Below are 17,474 nucleotides of genomic sequence, written 5' to 3'. Positions count from 1 at the left end.
AGTCGACGAATTCACCGTTGATGTAGTGCTGGATCTTGGCCGGCAGGTTTTCTGGGACGAAGTGCTTGCTCATCAGCGGGCATTTCCTTTCGTGCGGAATGTTTGGTCGTGCAGATTCGGGTGAAACGTGGGTGGTATTAGATGACGCTGGGCGGCATTCCCGCGGCCAGCAGGTAGGCGTTCAGGGTGTTGGCCCGGTGCTCGCGGGCCGCGGCTTCGATCTGGGCCGGGGTGGCGTGGCTTGCGATCAAATCCAGCAGCGCGTCGTGCTCCTGTACCGAGGCCTTGGCCCGATTGGGGATGTGGGTGAAGGAGCTGGCGCGCATGGCGGCGAGCCTGCGCCAGCCGCGCTGCACCAGATCCAGGATGTGCGGGTTGGGGCACTGGCCGTAGAGCAGCTGGTGGAACTCGGTGTTCATTCGGGTGAAGGCCACCGGGTCGAAGTCCTCAAGGCATTGGCGCATGTTGTCGTTCAGCTCCCGCGCCTTGGCCAGCCATGCGGCATCCATCGCATCGGCGGCCAGGGCGGTGGCTGCAGGTTCGATGATCATCAGCGTCTGCATGGTGTGCAGGTATAGCGTCGAGTCCACATGGGCCACGGTGGCGCCGACGTTGCGGGTGAAGTGCACCAGTCCTTCGGCCTCCAGCCGGCGGATCGCCTCGCGCACCGGGACCACCGAGCAGCCAAGCTCCTCGGCGATGGTGCCAAGGACCAGGCGGTAGCCGGGGGAGTAGGCGCCGTTGGTGATGCGTTCGGAGACCAGCTGATAGGCCAGCTCGGACTTGGAGGCGGTCATTACAGCTCCCATGTATCCAGCTCCGGCTTGCCTGCTTCCTTCCACGCGGTGAACTTGGCCTTCCACTCGGCGTTCATCGGGAACAGGCCCTGGATGCCGTGGCCGCGCTTGACCATTTCGAAGATGAACTCGTCGTTCTCCTCGGTGGCGACCGCGGCGGCCGCCACCTGGGCCACCATGGCCGGCGGGATGACGACGATGCCGTCGGAGTCAGCCACGATCACATCGCCCGGCTGTACCGAGACGCCGCCGCAGGCCACGGTGATGTCGCGGTCCCAGGCCACGTGCTTGCGGCCGAGCACCGCCGGGTGGGCGCCGTTGTAGAAGACCGGGATCTCCAAATTGGTCACCGCGTCTAGGTCGCGCACGCCGCCGTCAGAGATGATGGCCGCGGCGCCCAGCTGCTGGGTGCGCAGGGCGAGGATGTCGCCCAGAGTGGCGGCGCCGGTCTCACCGCGGGCCTCCATGACCAGAATTTCGCCTTCCTTGACCGCGTCGATGGCCTGCTTCTGGACGTTGTAGCCGCCGCCGTGGGACTTGAACAAGTCTTCGCGGTTCGGGATGTAGCGCAGGGTGGCGGCGGTGCCGATCACGCGCTGCATGCCCTTGGTGGCACCGGGAACCTCGATGTTCACGTTGTTCAGGCCCAGCTTGCGCATGGTGCCGGAGATGGTTGCGGTGGCCACCGCGGCCAGCTGTTCGCGAACCTGAGGGGTCAGCGCCTCCTTGCCGGTCAGCTTCGGCTCCAGACCCGCGGCGGCGCGGTCGCCGTAGGCGTCTTCCTTATCCTTCTCCAAGACCTTTGGCTGGTTGCCGAAGTCTGCGAAGGGCTCGGTGCCTTCCACTGCGGTGGTCTTCAACTTTCCGGTGCTGGCGCCGGTGAGCAGGTCGGTGACCTCCACCTCGACGACGTCGCCCGGGAAGAACACGGTGGATCCTGCAGGGGTGCCGGTGAGGATGACGTCGCCCGGCTGGAGGGTCATCTGCTGGGAGAGGTCTGCGACGATCTGTGCGAAGGAGAAGAGTAGTTCGGAGGTGTCTGCGTCCTGGGCAAGCTGACCGTTGACCCAGGTCTGCACGCGTAGCTTTGCAGGGTCAATGGTGGAGGCGTCCAGTGCGGCTGGGCCCATCGGGGTGTAGCCGTCGCCGGACTTGGAGCGGATGTTCGAGCCCTTGTCCGCGTACTTCATGTCATGCACGCCCAGGTCATTGGAGGCGGTGATCGAGCCGACGTAGCCCCAGGCCTCGTCCACCGAAACACGGCGGGCTTCGGTGCCGATGATCAGTGCGATTTCGCCTTCGAAGGCCAGCAGCTCGGTGCCTGCCGGGCGCTCGACGGTTGAACCGGAGACTGCCAGGGAGGATGATGCCTTCATGAAGTAGCTGGGGAACTTCGGGGTGCGGCCGCGCTGCGCCGCGCGCGAAGAGTAGCTCAGGTGTACGGCCAAAACCTTGCCTGCCCGGCTGAAGGTTTCCTCGGTGACCGGTTTCGGAGTGCTCATCGGTGGGTGCCCGCTTTCGTCGTACATCAAATCGTATACGATCAGTGTGCTCGGGATCTCAGGCATTGTCAAGGCCAAGCGCGCAAACATTTTCCTCGTTGGTTCGCCTGCGGCTTTTTGCCTTTGAATTGCTTGCTGACCCGGGGCCGAGGTTGGTAGGTGATGACGTACCTTTCCGGCTGCCACGTGCTTCTTTGCTATTCTGGCATCACTATGTCGAAGTACGTCTTGCCGGTGAAGATTGATCGAGGTACCGGCAATCCGGTCCTGTTGCTGCATGGTTTGGGGAACAACCACTCCAGTTGGGAGTTCGTCCTCGAACACCTGGACTATTCGCGGCAGCGCGTCATTGCTGTAGATCTGCTCGGCTTTGGCGATGCCCTCAAGCCCGATATCCAGTACAAGCTGGAAGACCATAGTTCAGCGATCGCCGCGACGCTGAAGTCGCTGGGACTAGAAAACATCGTGGTTGTCGGTCATTCAATGGGCTGCAATATCGCCCTAGACCTGGCCACAAGATATCCCGAACTGGTGCGCAAGCTCGTGCTCTTTGGCGCACCCTTGTATCGGAATGCCCCGCGAGGCGGGAAATTGCGCAGTTTGCTGCGATCCGAGGGGCTCTATTTTTCAATGTTTGAATTGGTGCAGCGTTCACCGGAAGTCATACAGGCAGGTGGGCAGCTGGCAGAGGAATACGTGCCCTTCGTTAGGGGCATGGAAATTACCGAGGAAACCTGGCCTGCCTACCGCAAGAGTCTTGAGAATACGATCATGCAGTTCGACAGTTACCGTCAGGCTTGCAGCCTTGAAATCCCGGCCGTCTTCGTCAACGGGATCTTCGACTTCTTTATTATCCGGGGCAATACCAATCGGGTTCAACTGAAGAATCGGAAGCATGTGCGGATCAAGCACACGCGCGGACCTCATGAACTCACACCGGCCCAGGGGAGGGTGGCAGCCCGAATCATCAGCAAGGCTGTCCGCGAAGTTTGATCACCTTTGGGTGATTAAGGTTCGTCTAAAATCGGGATACCCAGGACCATTGACTTTCAGAGAGTTGAACTGCCAACGCAGTTTTTCCTTGCGTTTCGAGTATGGAAGCGAGGAGACGAATGCTATCCGCTTCTGTCTGCAACGCATGCGGCCCTGGAACCATTCGGGTGATGAGTGGTTCCAGGGCCGTAGCACTGTGCCGGGCGACTATGCCTTGGCGGCCAGGGCCTCACGCTCGTCGGCTTCGCGCATGGCACGTTCCACGCGCTCCACATCGCGGACCGCACCCTTGTCGGCGGACAACGCCATGGCGGCGTAGGCGCGCAATGCAGGGGAAACTACGCGTTCGCGGTTTGCCGGGCGGTAGCCGGTCGTGGCCAGCAAACGCTCACGGCGTTCAGCCAGAACTTCTTCCGAGACGTTCAGTGTCAGATCGCGGGTAGGGATGTCGATGGAGATGATGTCGCCATCTTCTACCAACGCGATGATGCCGCCGGAGGCTGCCTCAGGGGAGATATGGCCGATGGACAGGCCCGAGGTGCCTCCGGAGAAGCGGCCGTCGGTGATCAGCGCACATTCCTTGCCCAGGCCGCGGCCCTTGAGGAACGAGGTAGGGTAAAGCATTTCCTGCATGCCAGGGCCACCCTTCGGACCTTCGTAGCGGATGACCACGACGTCGCCGGCCTTGACCTGCTTGTTCAGGATCTTCTCCACCGCTTCGTCCTGGGACTCGCAGACCACTGCCGGGCCGCTGAAGGTCCAGATCGATGGGTCGACGCCAGCGGTCTTCACCACTGCGCCGTCCAAGGCGACGTTGCCGCGCAGCACTGCCAGGCCGCCGTCGGCGGAGTAAGCGTGCTCTACGGAGCGGATGCAGCCGTTCTCGGCGTCAACGTCCAAGCTTTCCCAGCGGACCGACTGCGAGAAGGCCTTGGAAGAGCGGATGCCTGCCGGGCCAGCATGCCACAGGTCGGAGGACTTTTCGCTGGCCTTGCCGCTGCGGATATCCCACTCGTCCAGCCATTCGCCCATGGTCTTGGCGTGGACGGTGTGTACGGTTTCGTCCAGCAGACCGCCGCGGCGCAGTTCGCCCAGGATGGCTGGCACGCCGCCAGCGCGGTGGACGTCTTCCATGTAGTAGGTCTTGCCGTTGCCGGCCTGGTTAGGCGCGACCTTGGACAGGCAGGGGACTCGGCGGGAGACTGCATCGATCTCGTCCAGGCCGAACTCCACGCCGGCCTCGCGGGCGGCTGCGAGCAGGTGAAGGATGGTGTTGGTGGAACCGCCCATGGCAATGTCCAGTGCCATGGCGTTGCCGAAGGCCTTCTCGGTGGCGATGCTGCGTGGCAGGACAGACTCGTCGGATTCGCCGTAGTAGCGGTTGGCGATGTCCACAACCAGCTTGCCGGCGTCCTCGTACAGCGCCTTGCGGGCGGTGTGGGTGGCTAAGGTGGAACCATTGCCCGGAAGCGAGAGGCCGATGGCTTCGGTCAGGCAGTTCATTGAGTTGGCGGTGAACATGCCGGAGCAGGAGCCACAGGTAGGGCAGGCGGACTCTTCGATGCGCAGGATGTCTGCGTCGGAGACGTTCTCATTTACTGCCTCAGAGATGGCATCCACCAGGTCAAGGGTGCGCACGGTGCCGTCGACTAGGGTAGCGCGGCCGGATTCCATTGGACCGCCCGAGACGAAGACGGTTGGGATGTTCAAACGAAGGGCGGCCATGAGCATGCCCGGGGTGATCTTGTCACAGTTGGAGATGCAGATCAGCGCATCGGCGCAGTGTGCGTTGACCATGTACTCCACGGAGTCGGCGATCAGGTCGCGCGATGGCAGGGAGTACAGCATGCCGCCGTGGCCCATGGCGATGCCGTCGTCCACAGCGATGGTGTTGAATTCGCGTGGGATACCGCCAGCCTCGGTAATAGCGTCCGAGACGATGCGGCCAACCGGCTGTAGGTGGGTGTGGCCTGGAACGAACTCGGTGAAGCTGTTTGCGACGGCGATGATCGGCTTGCGGCCGAGGTCAGCGCCGTTGACGCCGGCTGCACGGAACAGGGCGCGGGCACCTGCCATATTGCGGCCATGGGTAACGGTATGTGAACGAAGTGTGGTCATAGATTAATCAGATCACATCTTTGGTATTCCACTGAAGACGGTGTCAATACTATTACTGGTACTACCATGAATGCAGGGGGTAGTAATGGACAGTGGAATAGGCCGGCGCAAGGAACTTGCTGAGTTTCTCAAGGACCGCAGAGCCCGCGCCGATCGAGCAACTCATGGGCTGCCGGAAATGGGGCGCAGCCGGGTCGCAGGACTTCGGCGAGAAGAAGTCGCGACCCTCGCTGGAGTATCTGTCACTTGGTACACGTGGTTGGAGCAGGCTAGAGACATCAATCCTTCGCGTCAGGTGCTTGAGTCGCTAGCGCGTCTCTTCAGGCTCACACCGGTGGAGAGGACCTATTTACTGTCGCTCGGCGGCCACGGCGAAATGTCGCCGACAACTTCCAGTCCGATGACGCCTGCTTTGCAGCGGCTGGTTGATGCACTGAACTTCCCTGCCTTCCTGCTGTCGGAGGACTGGGCGATTATCGGCTGGAATGAGGCCTATTCGCAGCTTTACCCGCGGATTGATTCGGTGAGCGAAGAAGACCGCAATTTGCTCTGGCTGGTGTTTACAGATGCTCAATTGCGAGAGATGCTGCCAGATTGGGACGAGCAGAGCAGTAGCTTCGTTGGCAGCTTTCGTGCTGAAACCCGAGGCTGGCTCAACCCGGCAGGGGAGCGCGGAATCGTTGCCCGCGTGTCAGCGGCTTCGGAGGAGTTCGCAAGAATATGGCAACAGCGCAATGTCGCAGGTTTCGGGACACGTGAGCGGCTTTTCAATCATCCGAGTTTCGGGCTGACTCGTTATGAACAGCACAACTTAACTCCTGCGGAGGCTCCAGATCTGACCTTGCTGATGTATGCGCCGCTGTAGATTCCATATTAGGTTCACGAGTTCCGCCTCGTTGATTGTGGGAGGGCGGCTCTTAGCCGTTGTCAGACTGAAACCGACCTCGTAGTTTAGCGTTCTGGTCTGGGAGAACTCCAACTGAACGAAATGTCCTTGCGATGACTGGTGGAGCCTCGGCTTTTCATGATAATTAATGAATAAATTTGAACCCTTTTCACATGTTTAATTGCCATGATCGAGCGAGTGTCCAATTTAGTAGAAACGAATAACTCTTCAAATTAAAGGATGCCACCTAAATTTGAATAAGACAATTTCGGTTTTGTTAATTGATATTCAGAATTTCACAAAAAACGATACCAGGGTCGTATGAAATTCTAGTCGTATATAAAATTGGAAATAATGTATGTTTGTATAAAATCAAGTGACTCTCGGTAACTCCGAGGAATAAAATCTATATTTACATTGTCAGTCTCATGCTCATGCAAGATGGCCTGAGGGAATGCTTCGCCAAGGCCATCCTCAAAATAGGTTGTTATCAAATCCAAAAATTCTTTAATTGAAAAAACGCCGGACAGACGATTCATTGATTCGTTGGTACTGCGAATTCCTAGAAATGCCGGGAAGATCCTTGCTGGAGTATAAAGAGGCGAGTTGTTCAATATAGTTTTTAGGAATTTCCGAGTGTAGTCAATAGAGCGGATATTGTTTAAGGCTGATAGCCCCGATAGGATCGAAAGATCTGCGCGGAAAGGATCTATTTGAAATAGTTCTTGCAACGAGTTTTCAATTTTCTTGACAAGAAATTCTTCTAATTGCGTATCGTCTTCATCGGCATTCCTCGGGTCTCTCCACTGCCTCTTGCTCAATACTTTGTCTGTAATCAAATGGCTTGAATATACGAACAATCCCTTAGGGACATTTGGTTCAAACAAATCTTCAAGCGCTATCTGCTCGGAGCTCCATGATATGCTTCTTTCGAAAATATTGTTGAATAGAATATCACCACATCCGTTATTTCGAAGAGCCAACCACCCAAAGTTTTCTTTATGAGAATTTAGAGAAACTAGACTTGAATAAAGTTTTTGCTTGTTGAAAGACGGAAATAATTTATGTCGCACAATCTTCTTTGCTACATCGGTTCTGTTTTGACTGAGAGCATTTGATACAACCAGCGACTTGTCGCACATTTCCGATTGATTAACGTCCTCAATATAAGCGAGAATACTCACTTCGGGAACTTCGTCTACAGCGAGCATGTTTCTAAAGTATCGATCAAAGTAGTCACGCTCGTAGATGGGGATCTCGCGTGAGTACCAAAGGCCAGGGTTCTGCGCTCTATTCTCTAAGGACGGGAATGACAGCGCGAGAAATTCTAGCATTGTCTCTGGAGAATTGATGCGAAGTCTCTGCAATTCTTGATGCCAATAATCTCTTATCGGATACCTTTTGACATCTTCTTTGGTGTACGGTTTGTTATTTGTTCCAGTAATGTTTTCCGCATTTGATTTAATTAACTTGTGTAACTCCGGATAGAATTCCTTCAAAAATGAAGTCATTAGGAAATCGCAAAAATTAACTTCATTGGCAATGGATTTCCAGGAGGAGCGCATGTTAAGCATCAAAACTTTCATGCTTCTGGGTGTTTTGAGGTCTTCGTTGAGTCTGATGCTCCACATTTGTTCCAGGCGATCAGTTTCTAGAAGATCTGAAATTTGGTAAAGATTTTTCAGATCATCCACACTTGAGAAAAAGTAATTACTCTGCTCTGTTCCAAATATTTCTAGTACATCTACCTTAATTTGTGAAACTTTCTCAAGATATTTCCTAGCCAAGGTAGGGTCTTCGGTCCCAACGGCCTCGGTTTTTGATAGCAAGTTCGTTACTATAATTTCGTCGTAACAGAGGATGTAGTAGATATTATTGATTCGACCTAGGAGTCTTAGGACCTTAAAGCAAGAAACTAGCTCAGTGGAATCAAGCCGGTCCAAATCATCTACGATTACTATTAGTGGGTATTGAAACTTGCTAAATTGTTTATTAACTTCATTCTTTCTATCCGATAAGCTCCCTCTTTTTCTAAGTACCTTGCTTGTCGTACGTAGTGCCAATCCAAGTGAAATGCCGTGGTAATTAACGGAATCACCATATGGTGAGATTGTTTCTAGAAGCGACGAAAGAGCGTTTCGAGCGCCACGGTGAATCCCTTCAGCTTTAAGTTTCGCGGTCAATGTCGCAAAAAATCCCTCGAGCATTGACGTGTAGTCATGGTAGGCCCACGGCTCAAATTTTGCTGTATGCCAAGAGTGATTCGTTTTCAGTTTTTCCACGGCAGCCTCAGCGAGACTGGTCTTTCCGCTGCCCCATTCTCCTGTTACTGAGATAACTCCGCTTTTAGATACGCTCTTGAAGTCTAAAATTCTTTCGTATAGATCAGAAACTGACTTTTCGTTAAATCGAGCATCAGATGGACTGAGTGGTTCATCGAAATTTCGTGTCATGATTCCTCGGTGGTGTAACTGGGATTGCCTAAACAGCTAATTTTAGCTCTCAGATGAGGTTTTAGTGACTCAAATGATTTCGTGGATGAATGAACTGAATAGCCTTTTCCTTGAACTCGCGGCTGGTCACCGCGTTCGCATGGTTGCGGCCAGCGAGCCAGAGGACCTCGTTGCGGGTGCCCGCGTCCTTGAGCAGGCGGCGCAGCTGCGGCATGGTGGTAGCCAGATCGTCTTGGTCGCCAGCGACAAGCAGAGTCGGCGACGTCGGCACCTTAGCTGCAGGGTCGAATGGCTCGGTCTTAATGCCCTCGATGAGGCGGAAGAGTGCTTCTGGATCATTCGACGGCTCAGCCGAGGCAATCTTGAAGATCGATTCCGAGTGCTCATCGTTAATTGCCGCGCCGGTGGCGATGTGGTCGCGGGCCTGCTCGATCGCGAAGCCTGCCAGCAGGTCGTTGGCGCCGGGGCCGCCCATGACTAGGTGATTGACCAGATCCGGGTTCCATGCGGCGAATTCCCAAGCGAGGCGCGAGCCCAGCGAGTAGCCCAAGACGTCTACCGGACCCTCGTCGAGCTCGATCACGATCGCTGCCAGCGCCTGGCGAATCTGGCTTGGCGCCCAGCTTCCGTCGTTGCGGAAGGGGTTCTCCCCATGTCCGGGAAGGTCGATAAGGATGACATTGCGGCCATGATCGTTCAAATATGTCGTCCAGCGGGCCCGTTCCCAGTTAAGGTCGCCGGATGAGGCGAAGCCGTGAATGAGCAGTACGGATGGCCCGCTCACCTCGGTGTTAGTGCGGATTACGCGATGGTTAAGATCGAGGGTCATGCCTCTGATCATAAGCTAAATTGGTACCTCTTGCCCTGTTGTGGTGGCGCAGAACCATACTTAATGTCAAAATGACTCTAACGCGGTGGGGCCGCGAAGAACCTGACGTTATGAAGCGAGTACGAGCAGATGACATCTGTACCTAGCTGGGCCAATGTGGACGAGCGGCGCAACCTGCCACCCGCCTTGGCTGTGTCCACCGTAATTCTCGGCATCCGACCGGGAACCGAGGGCGGCCCGGACAAGCTGTGCCTTCCACTGGTACGCCGCATCCGCCAACCCCACGCAGGAATGTGGGCCTTGCCCGGAGGTCCGGTGGACGCCCGCGAGTCGCTGGGACAGGCGGCGGGCCGGACCCTTGCGGATACTACTGGACTGCGGCCGAACTACCTCGAACAGCTCTATACCTTCGGGGATATCGACCGGTCGCCCACGCACCGGCTGGTGACCATCGCCTACTTTGCGCTGCTGCACGTGGACCAGGTCGGTGCGACGGTACAGGATCCCAACGTCGCCTGGTTCGACATCGACGATCCGGCCATCGCACAGCTGGCCTTCGACCACCGCAAGATCGTTGACTACGCGCTGTGGCGGCTGCGCAACAAGACCGAATACGGGCAGATCGCCCACCGGCTGCTCGGCGAGCGCTTCACCCTAGCCGCGCTGCGCGGGGTCTATGAGGCGATCCTGGGCCGCAGGCTGGACCCGGCGAATTTCAGGCGCACGTTGAACTCGACCTCAAGCATCGAGGCCACCGACGAGTATCAGGCGGGCGGCAAGCACCGTCCGCCACGGCTCTACCGCTATGTGGGCCACGGGCCCGATCCACTGGAAGTCGACCCGCTGCAGGACTAGCGGCACCACACACTGAAACACGCAGTATTTCCCACCCCTGAAAGGGGCCTGACATGAGCACCGACACTACCTTCACCGACGCATTCCTCCTGGACTCCAGCGCCTCGGTGGCGCAGAACATCACCCGCCTGAACCTGTTGGCCACCGAGTCTTCGTGTTCCAAGGACCTGAACTCCAGCCCGTGGGACACCCCGGGCGGCTACGGTCCGGGCGCCTCCCAGGAAGATGTAATTCCTGCCGACTACCCGGTTCAGGGAACCATCCCGGAAAGCTACCTGCAGGCTAGCGACGAGGAGCTGGATCAGCGCATCGCCGCGGCCCGCGAAACCCTGGGCGAGCGTGTGGTCATCCTGGGCCACCACTACCAGCGCGATGAGATCGTGAAGTACGCGGACTACATCGGCGACTCCTTCCAGCTGGCCAATGCCGCGTTGACCCGCGACAAGGCCGAGGCCATCGTCTTCTGCGGCGTGCACTTCATGGCGGAGACCGCCGACATCCTCTCCGGCGACCACCAGCAGGTCATCCTGCCGAACCTCGCCGCCGGCTGCTCCATGGCTGACATGGCCGACGGCCCGAGCGTCGAGCGCTGCTGGGAAGAGCTGATGGCGCTCTACAAGGACGAGGATTCCACCGATGGCAAGGTGCCAGTGATCCCGGTGACCTACATGAATTCCTCGGCCGAGCTGAAGGCCTTCGTCGGCCGCAACGGGGGACTGGTGTGCACCAGCTCCAATGCGGCTACCGTGTTGGAGTGGGCTTTTGAGCGCGGGCGCCGCGTACTGTTCTTCCCCGATCAGCACCTGGGACGCAACACCGCCAAGGCCATGGGCATTTCGCTGGAGCAGATGCCGCTGTGGAGCCCGCGCAAGGAGCTGGGCGGCAATGAATCCCAAGCCCTGCAGGACGCCAAGGTGATCCTGTGGCACGGGTTCTGCTCGGTGCACAAGCGCTTCACCCCGGCGCAGATCGCTAAGGCCCGCGAAACCTTCCCGGGCGTCCGCGTGATCGTGCACCCCGAGTGCCCGATGGAGGTCGTGGACGCCGCCGACGAGGCAGGTTCCACCGAATACATCCGCGCCGCGATCGATGCCGCCACCGAGCCGACCACCTTTGCGGTGGGCACCGAGATTAACATGGTCAATCGGCTGGCCGCCCAGTACCCGCAGCACACCATCTTCTGCCTTGACCCGGTGATCTGCCCGTGCTCGACCATGTACCGCATCCACCCGGGCTACCTGGCCTGGGTGCTGGAGGAGCTGGTGGCGGGGCGCACCGTCAACCAGATCACCGTGCCCAAGAGCCAGCAGGGGGATGCCAAGATCGCCCTGGAACGCATGCTGGCAGCACGGCCATGACCTCGCTGGCGATTATCGGCTCCGGCGTGGCCGGGCTGATGGCCGCGGTGCAGGCGGCCGCGGCCGGGGCGCACCCGGTGCTGTTGACCAAAGACGGCCTGGGGGATTCGAACAGCGAGCTGGCACAGGGCGGCCTGTCCGCGGTCACCTCCCAGTCCATCGCGGCGGGCGACTCGGTGGCGGCCCATGTGGCTGACACGCTGACCGCGGGTGCCGGGCACTGCGGGCGAGCGCCGGTGCAGTTCATGTGCGCCGGCGCCCAGGATCTGGTGGACCTGCTGGTGGAGCACGCCGCGGGCTTCGACCTGGCGGATGACGGTGGCTTCCAACTGGGGTTGGAGGCGGCCCACAGCGCCCACCGCATCCTGCACATCAACGGCGATGCCACCGGCGCCGGCCTGGTTCACGCCCTGCGCGCCTCGGTGCGCTCCCTGGCTGAGCGCGGCGAACTGAGCATCGTCGAGCGGGCGCTGGCCACCGACCTTGAGCTCGATGAGTTCGGGCGCGTCAGCGCGGTGAACTACCTGCTGGCGGGGAATGCAGAACGGCTGGGCGCCGATGCGGTGCTGCTGGCCACCGGAGGCATCGGCCAGATCTTCTCCGCCACCACCAACCCCGCCGGCGCCACCGCCGACGGGCTGGGCCTTGCCGCCCGGGCGGGAGCTGTCATTGCCGACGCCGAGTTCGTCCAATTCCACCCGACCCTCGTCGACCCGGTGCGCTACCCTTCCGCCGGCATGGTCTCGGAGGCGGTGCGCGGCGAAGGCGCGGTGCTGGTTACCGAGGACGGCGAACGCTTCATGCGGCGGGTGCACCCCGACGCGGAACTGGCGCCCAGGGACGTGGTAGCCCGCGGCATCCACCAGCAGCTGCTGGCAGGGCGCACGGTCTACCTAGACGCCCGTGCGGTGGACGCCGAACGCGGGAGCGGATTCCTGGCCCGGCGCTTCCCGTCGATCACCGCGGCCCTTGCCGGCTCCGGGCTGGATCTGGTGGCGGATCTGATCCCCGTGGTTCCGGCGCAGCACTACTTCATGGGCGGGATCTTCACGGACGACCGCGGCCGCACCAGCGTCCCGGGGCTCTACGCCGCAGGAGAATGCGCGAACACGACCGTGCATGGTGCGAACCGGCTGGCCAGCAATTCACTGCTGGAAGCGATGGTCTTCGCCCGCAGCGCCGTGGACGCGGCCCTGAGCGACGACGTGCAGACCCGCGCGCAGATCGGTGGCCTTCGGCTGGCCCAGCTGCCGCCGGCCGACGCCCAGGCCCCGCTGGATCTGGCGGGCCTGCAGCATTCGGCCAGCGCTGCCATCGGCGTCTACCGCACGGGAGCCGCGCTGCAGGAGTTCGCCGAACTGCTGTCCCGCAGCGCCCCGATGGCATCCACTCGTCGGGCCCAGCAGGAACTCGGCAACCTCTGGACCGCCGCCCGCTTCATTACCCAGGCGGCGCTGCACCGCAGCGCGAGCCTCGGGGCCCACCACCGGCTGGATTCGGAGGGCATCCCCGCGCCGGGCGTGCGCTTCGGCTGGACGCTGCCGGAGCGCGAACAGCTACAGCCCACCATTTTGAGCAAGGAACAACACGTATGAGCACCACTACCACCTCCGCCCGCACCATTCACGGCGTCCCGCTGGCGGCCATCGACCGCATCCTCGACCTCGCCCTGGCCGAGGACAATCCCCGCGGGGATATCACCGCGGACACCATCGTGCCGGCCGGGGCCACCGCCACCTGCGCGGTGCGCGCCCGCCAGGCCGGTGTGCTCTCCGGGGCCACGGTGTTCGCACGCACCATGGAAAAGGTGAACCCCGACATCCAGGTGCGGCAGCTGGTCACCGACGGTGAACGCTTCGCGGCGGGCGACACCCTGCTGACCGTGACCGGTCCAGCTGCGGGCATCCTGACCGGCGAGCGCGTGGGGTTGAACCTGCTGCAGCGCATGAGCGCCATCGCCACCGCCACCCGGGTGCTGGTGGATGAGGTGGCGCACACCAAGGCGCGCATCGTCGACACCCGCAAAACCACCCCGGGTCTGCGCGTGCTTGAACGCTATGCGGTGCGCTGCGGCGGGGGAGTGAACCACCGCGACAACCTCTCCGAGGCGTTCATGGCCAAGGACAACCACCTAGCCCTGTTTGAAAACGGCCCGGAGCTGACCGCCGCGCTGAAGGATGTGCGTTCCCGGCTGGGCCACACCACCGCCATGGAAGTGGAAGTCGACTCCATCGAGCAGCTGCCTGCGGTGCTGGAAGCGGGGGTGGATGTGATCATGCTGGATAACTTCGACCCGGCCGACATCCCGGCGGCCATCGAGCTGATCGCGGGGCGTGCCCTCGTTGAAGCCAGCGGCAACATCAACGCCTCCACCGTGCGCGCCGTGGCCGAGGCTGGGGTGGACGTCATTTCTTCCGGCGCGATCACCCACTCGGTGCAGGCGATCGACCTTGGACTGGATATGGTTGTTGCATGATCTACATGGATGCCGCCGCCACCGCGCCGCCGCGCCAAGAGGTGCTGGACATGATCAGCCCGCTGCTGACCAGGGACTTCGGCAATCCCGCCTCGCACCACGAGGCGGGACACCAGGCAAAGCGCGCGGCTGACTGGGCCCGCACCCAGGTGGCGGCCACCTTTGGTGTAGCGCCAGAGGAAATCTATTTCACCTCCGGTGGCACCGAGGGGGCGAATACCGCGGTGATCGGCGGCGCGCTGGGCAACCCGCGCGGCAGGGTAGTGGTGGCCAGCGCCATCGAACATCCAGCGGTGCTCGAAGCCTGCAACTACCTGGTGGCGTTCCACGGCTTCACCCTGCGCGTCATCCCTGTCACCCACGAAGGCATCGTGGATCTTGACGCCGCCAGAGAGCTGATCGACAGTTCCGTGGCGGTGGTTTCGGTGATGGCGGTGAACAACGAGGTCGGCACCGTTCAACCGGTGGTGCAGATCGCGGCGCTGGCCCATGCGGCGGGGGCATTGATGCACACCGACGCGGTGCAGGCCGCGGGATGGCTTGATCTTGCGTCGCTGGCGCAGGTGGTTGATGCGCTGAGCATTTCCGGGCACAAGCTCGGCGCGCTCAAGGGCAGCGGTGCACTGTACCTGTCGGCAAGGCACCGCTTTGTCCCGCTGCTGCATGGCGGCGGACAGCAGTCGGGCATGCGTTCGGGCACCGAAAACCCCGCCGCCGCGGTGGGCATTGCCGTGGCCCTGCAGCTGTGTGCACAACAGCACGACCAGGGGCTGGGCGACGGCTTCGCTGGATACCTGATCGACCGCATCACCGGTGCCCTGGAGTCGAAATTCCCCGGCAGCGTGCAGCTGACAGGGGACCGCGAGCAGCGCGTGGGCGGGATCGTTTCCTTCGTCTTCCCCCGGACCGCCGGGGAAACCGTGCTGATCGAGCTTGAGCGCAAGGGAGTGCTCTGCTCCTCCGGGTCCGCCTGTGCTGCCGGTTCCACCGACCCCTCGCCGGTGCTCACCGCCATGGGCTACGAAGCTGAGCTGGCCCACACCGCGGTGCGCTTCTCCTTTGGCCGCGGCATGAAGGAAAACGAGATCAGCCAGGTGGCAAGCACCGTGATCGCTGTTCTTTCAAAGTTGCTGGTTTAGAAATTTTCTACAGTTAAACTGATTGAAAAATTTTTGCAAAAAGCAACACTATCTTTAGTGGAATTCTATCGTCCTGCACAATCAAGTTTAATTTAATGAAGCTACTTGCAGTTCTGTTGGATCTTGAGATTGAATGTGTGCATGTTGCTAGAACCATTTACTCCTCAAGCCCGCGATCTTATTTTTGGCATAACAGCTCCAATCGGTACTGATGTTGAACAACTTACGAATGTATTAAGTAAAGAGCTTTCTGCGTATGGTTATAGAAGTGAAGTATTTCGTCTAAGTTCATTTCTACAGTTCGATGTTTTCCCCAATCTGACAAGCGAAGGTAAGAGCATCGCTCGACTACTTATGGATAGAGGTGATGAACTTCGTATTTCCTTGGAGTCAGGCGATGCGGCTGTTGCTCTTGCGATTTTTCGAATACATGCTGCTCGCAAGAAAATTGGAGATGATTCTACTGGTGAAAAAAGAGCTTGGATTCTTCGGACTCTAAAACATCCGGATGAAGTTGAGCTTCTAAGAAAAGTGTATGGATCCAATTTTGTTTCGCTTTCTGTCGGTGAGGCAGAGGAATCTAGACGTGAAAGTTTAGAACAGCAGATTAGGAGTCGAAGTCCGGAAATTACAGAGCCTGAGGCTGAAGCCTCTGCACTAATATCTCGTGATGAAAGTTCGGGAACAGAGTTTGGTCAGAATGTGCGAAAGACGAATCAACTGGCCGACTTTTACCTTGAGATTGGGGCAAGCCTTGTTTCGGACGCCAAGCGAATGGTCGGTCTCTTTTTTGGGAAGCCGTTCGAAACACCAAGCAAAGATGAGCAGGCGATGTTCCACGCATTTGCTAGTGCACTTCGTTCTTCTGATCCGGGCAGGCAGGTTGGAGCGGTAGTTACCAATTCTGAAGGTGACATAATTTGTTCAGGCACAAATGAAGTTCCCAAGCCTGGCGGTGGTCAATATTGGAACGGTGACTCTAACGATTACCGAGATTTTCAATTCGGTAGGGACAATAATAAGAAGTATCTGAAAGTTGTATTGCAAGAAGTGTTTGATGCTCTGTCGGAGGCAGGTGTATTGCGATCTGACTTATTGGTTTTAAACAGCGAAACTAGGTTTAACAAAATTTCTGCAGAGGCCGACGGCGAGCTAAATAAAAAACGAGTTTCCTCGTTGATAGAATTTGGCAGAATAACTCATGCCGAAATGTCAGCGATAACTGATGCTGCCAGGAACGGCAGAGCGCTTGTCGGTTCCACCATCTATGTGACGGCTTTCCCTTGCCATATGTGTATGCGATTGATAATTGCTTCAGGCATATCGCGGATTGTATACGTCGAGCCCTATCCGAAATCATTAGCTGTGAACATGTATGGAAAATCACTATCTTTTGAAGGGGTTGAATCGGGTGGTCGCATTCGAGTTGATCGATTCAAGGGAGCGTCGCACCGCGTGTTCGAGCGACTCTTTACGATGATCAATCGTGAACGTGACAGCGATGGGGCATTCAAATGGTTTAATAAGTCAGATCTGACTTTTAGAAACTCAAGATCCGAAATTGAGATTGACTCCATTGCGGCAGAATTCCGCGTGATTTCAGCATTTGAGAATCGGGTTGCAAATGTTGAAGGAGTAATGGAAATGGATATTAGGAAGCTTGTAACGAAAGCTAAGGATATTTAAGGTAGAAATATGCCAGAAGCGACAATAATCGGAATTGCGCGAATTGGTAAATTGATTACTATTATTTATTGCTATTTGAATTGGTCGAGGGATACTTTCCTCTTTTGAATCGCGCTCGAAGGGCGTGTTGGTTTTCTATCTAGCGGGGCTGGATGAAGCGCGCATGTGGAAGTGCAATCTTGATGCCAGCTTTGCGATTGTTTATTTCAACTAAGGGGATTTGAGGTCAAATTACGCTTGCAACGTTTGTATCAACTGCATTTATCGCAGTATCGGCTCTAGGGATCAATGAGCCTACATCGAATATAAGCGATTTGGCCCCTCAAGCTTTTCAACCATGATGCTACCTTGGAAGCGCCATGCCGTATTCATTATCTAAGAC

Annotated in this window: 13 protein-coding genes; 8 read left to right on the top strand and 5 right to left on the bottom strand. The window is 58.2% G+C overall.

Going from position 1 to position 17,474, the window contains the following annotated elements:
• Positions 1–137: 137 nt before the first annotated feature.
• Both RUH64_RS15990 and RUH64_RS15985 read right to left on the bottom strand, forming a co-directional pair.
• Positions 138–797: a GntR family transcriptional regulator gene (locus RUH64_RS15990; protein WP_313814724.1), complete on the bottom strand. Its 660-nt coding sequence runs from the start codon at positions 795–797 to the stop codon at positions 138–140.
• Complete coding sequence (locus tag RUH64_RS15985; protein ID WP_313814722.1) at positions 797–2,299, bottom strand: fumarylacetoacetate hydrolase family protein; 1,503 nt, start codon at positions 2,297–2,299, stop codon at positions 797–799. The genes RUH64_RS15990 and RUH64_RS15985 overlap by 1 nt, the downstream gene beginning before the upstream one ends.
• 213 nt (positions 2,300–2,512) lie before the next feature.
• Between RUH64_RS15985 and RUH64_RS15980 the strand changes: the two genes are divergently transcribed.
• Complete coding sequence (locus RUH64_RS15980) at positions 2,513–3,292, top strand: alpha/beta hydrolase (protein ID WP_313814720.1); 780 nt, start codon at positions 2,513–2,515, stop codon at positions 3,290–3,292.
• Positions 3,293–3,499: 207 nt separating this feature from the next.
• Here RUH64_RS15980 and ilvD read toward each other — a convergent pair whose 3' ends face one another.
• Entirely contained in the window at positions 3,500–5,410 is a 1,911-nt protein-coding gene (gene ilvD, locus RUH64_RS15975; protein ID WP_313814719.1) for a dihydroxy-acid dehydratase, read from the bottom strand.
• An 85-nt stretch (positions 5,411–5,495) separates the two neighbouring features.
• Between ilvD and RUH64_RS15970 the strand changes: the two genes are divergently transcribed.
• Complete coding sequence (locus RUH64_RS15970; protein WP_313814718.1) at positions 5,496–6,275, top strand: helix-turn-helix transcriptional regulator; 780 nt, start codon at positions 5,496–5,498, stop codon at positions 6,273–6,275.
• A gap of 350 nt (positions 6,276–6,625) precedes the next feature.
• Here the strand turns inward: RUH64_RS15970 and RUH64_RS15965 are convergent, their stop codons facing one another.
• Complete coding sequence (locus RUH64_RS15965) at positions 6,626–8,749, bottom strand: P-loop NTPase fold protein (protein ID WP_313814717.1); 2,124 nt, start codon at positions 8,747–8,749, stop codon at positions 6,626–6,628.
• 61 nt (positions 8,750–8,810) lie between these two features.
• Positions 8,811–9,578, bottom strand: coding sequence for an alpha/beta hydrolase (locus RUH64_RS15960; protein WP_313814716.1), 768 nt, complete (start codon positions 9,576–9,578; stop codon positions 8,811–8,813).
• A 129-nt stretch (positions 9,579–9,707) separates the two neighbouring features.
• Here RUH64_RS15960 and RUH64_RS15955 point away from each other — a divergent pair, with 129 nt between their 5' ends.
• The 6 genes from RUH64_RS15955 (at position 9,708) to RUH64_RS15930 (ending at position 17,092) form a co-directional block, all read left to right on the top strand.
• Complete coding sequence (locus tag RUH64_RS15955) at positions 9,708–10,433, top strand: NrtR DNA-binding winged helix domain-containing protein (RefSeq protein ID WP_313814714.1); 726 nt, start codon at positions 9,708–9,710, stop codon at positions 10,431–10,433.
• 89 nt (positions 10,434–10,522) lie between these two features.
• Positions 10,523–11,791, top strand: a complete 1,269-nt coding sequence (nadA, locus tag RUH64_RS15950) for a quinolinate synthase NadA (protein WP_396276073.1) — start codon at positions 10,523–10,525, stop codon at positions 11,789–11,791.
• Entirely contained in the window at positions 11,788–13,386 is a 1,599-nt protein-coding gene (locus tag RUH64_RS15945) for an FAD-binding protein (RefSeq protein WP_313814712.1), read from the top strand. Before nadA ends, RUH64_RS15945 begins: the two co-directional genes overlap by 4 nt.
• On the top strand, positions 13,383–14,267 hold the full coding sequence (nadC, locus tag RUH64_RS15940) for a carboxylating nicotinate-nucleotide diphosphorylase (RefSeq protein ID WP_313814711.1): 885 nt from the start codon (positions 13,383–13,385) through the stop codon (positions 14,265–14,267). The genes RUH64_RS15945 and nadC overlap by 4 nt, the downstream gene beginning before the upstream one ends.
• The gene (locus RUH64_RS15935; protein WP_313814710.1) at positions 14,264–15,406 is read left to right on the top strand and encodes a cysteine desulfurase family protein; all 1,143 of its coding nucleotides are present in this window, start codon (positions 14,264–14,266) and stop codon (positions 15,404–15,406) included. The genes nadC and RUH64_RS15935 overlap by 4 nt, the downstream gene beginning before the upstream one ends.
• A 141-nt stretch (positions 15,407–15,547) precedes the next feature.
• The gene (locus RUH64_RS15930) at positions 15,548–17,092 is read left to right on the top strand and encodes a deaminase (protein WP_313814709.1); all 1,545 of its coding nucleotides are present in this window, start codon (positions 15,548–15,550) and stop codon (positions 17,090–17,092) included.
• Positions 17,093–17,474: the final 382 nt, after the last annotated feature.

Source organism: Glutamicibacter sp., from assembly GCF_032154645.1.
Lineage (GTDB): Bacteria > Actinomycetota > Actinomycetes > Actinomycetales > Micrococcaceae > Glutamicibacter.
This window is presented reverse-complemented; position numbering and strand designations above follow the sequence as displayed.

Coding starts and splice junctions, on each gene's coding strand:
- ilvD (WP_313814719.1), bottom strand. CDS start 5,410: ATGACCACACTTCGTTCACATACCGTTACCCATGGCCGCAATATGGCA.
- RUH64_RS15935 (WP_313814710.1), top strand. CDS start 14,264: ATGATCTACATGGATGCCGCCGCCACCGCGCCGCCGCGCCAAGAGGTG.
- RUH64_RS15985 (WP_313814722.1), bottom strand. CDS start 2,299: ATGAGCACTCCGAAACCGGTCACCGAGGAAACCTTCAGCCGGGCAGGC.
- RUH64_RS15930 (WP_313814709.1), top strand. CDS start 15,548: ATGTTGCTAGAACCATTTACTCCTCAAGCCCGCGATCTTATTTTTGGC.
- RUH64_RS15955 (WP_313814714.1), top strand. CDS start 9,708: ATGACATCTGTACCTAGCTGGGCCAATGTGGACGAGCGGCGCAACCTG.
- nadC (WP_313814711.1), top strand. CDS start 13,383: ATGAGCACCACTACCACCTCCGCCCGCACCATTCACGGCGTCCCGCTG.
- RUH64_RS15965 (WP_313814717.1), bottom strand. CDS start 8,749: ATGACACGAAATTTCGATGAACCACTCAGTCCATCTGATGCTCGATTT.
- RUH64_RS15970 (WP_313814718.1), top strand. CDS start 5,496: ATGGACAGTGGAATAGGCCGGCGCAAGGAACTTGCTGAGTTTCTCAAG.
- RUH64_RS15980 (WP_313814720.1), top strand. CDS start 2,513: ATGTCGAAGTACGTCTTGCCGGTGAAGATTGATCGAGGTACCGGCAAT.
- RUH64_RS15945 (WP_313814712.1), top strand. CDS start 11,788: ATGACCTCGCTGGCGATTATCGGCTCCGGCGTGGCCGGGCTGATGGCC.
- RUH64_RS15960 (WP_313814716.1), bottom strand. CDS start 9,578: ATGACCCTCGATCTTAACCATCGCGTAATCCGCACTAACACCGAGGTG.
- RUH64_RS15990 (WP_313814724.1), bottom strand. CDS start 797: ATGACCGCCTCCAAGTCCGAGCTGGCCTATCAGCTGGTCTCCGAACGC.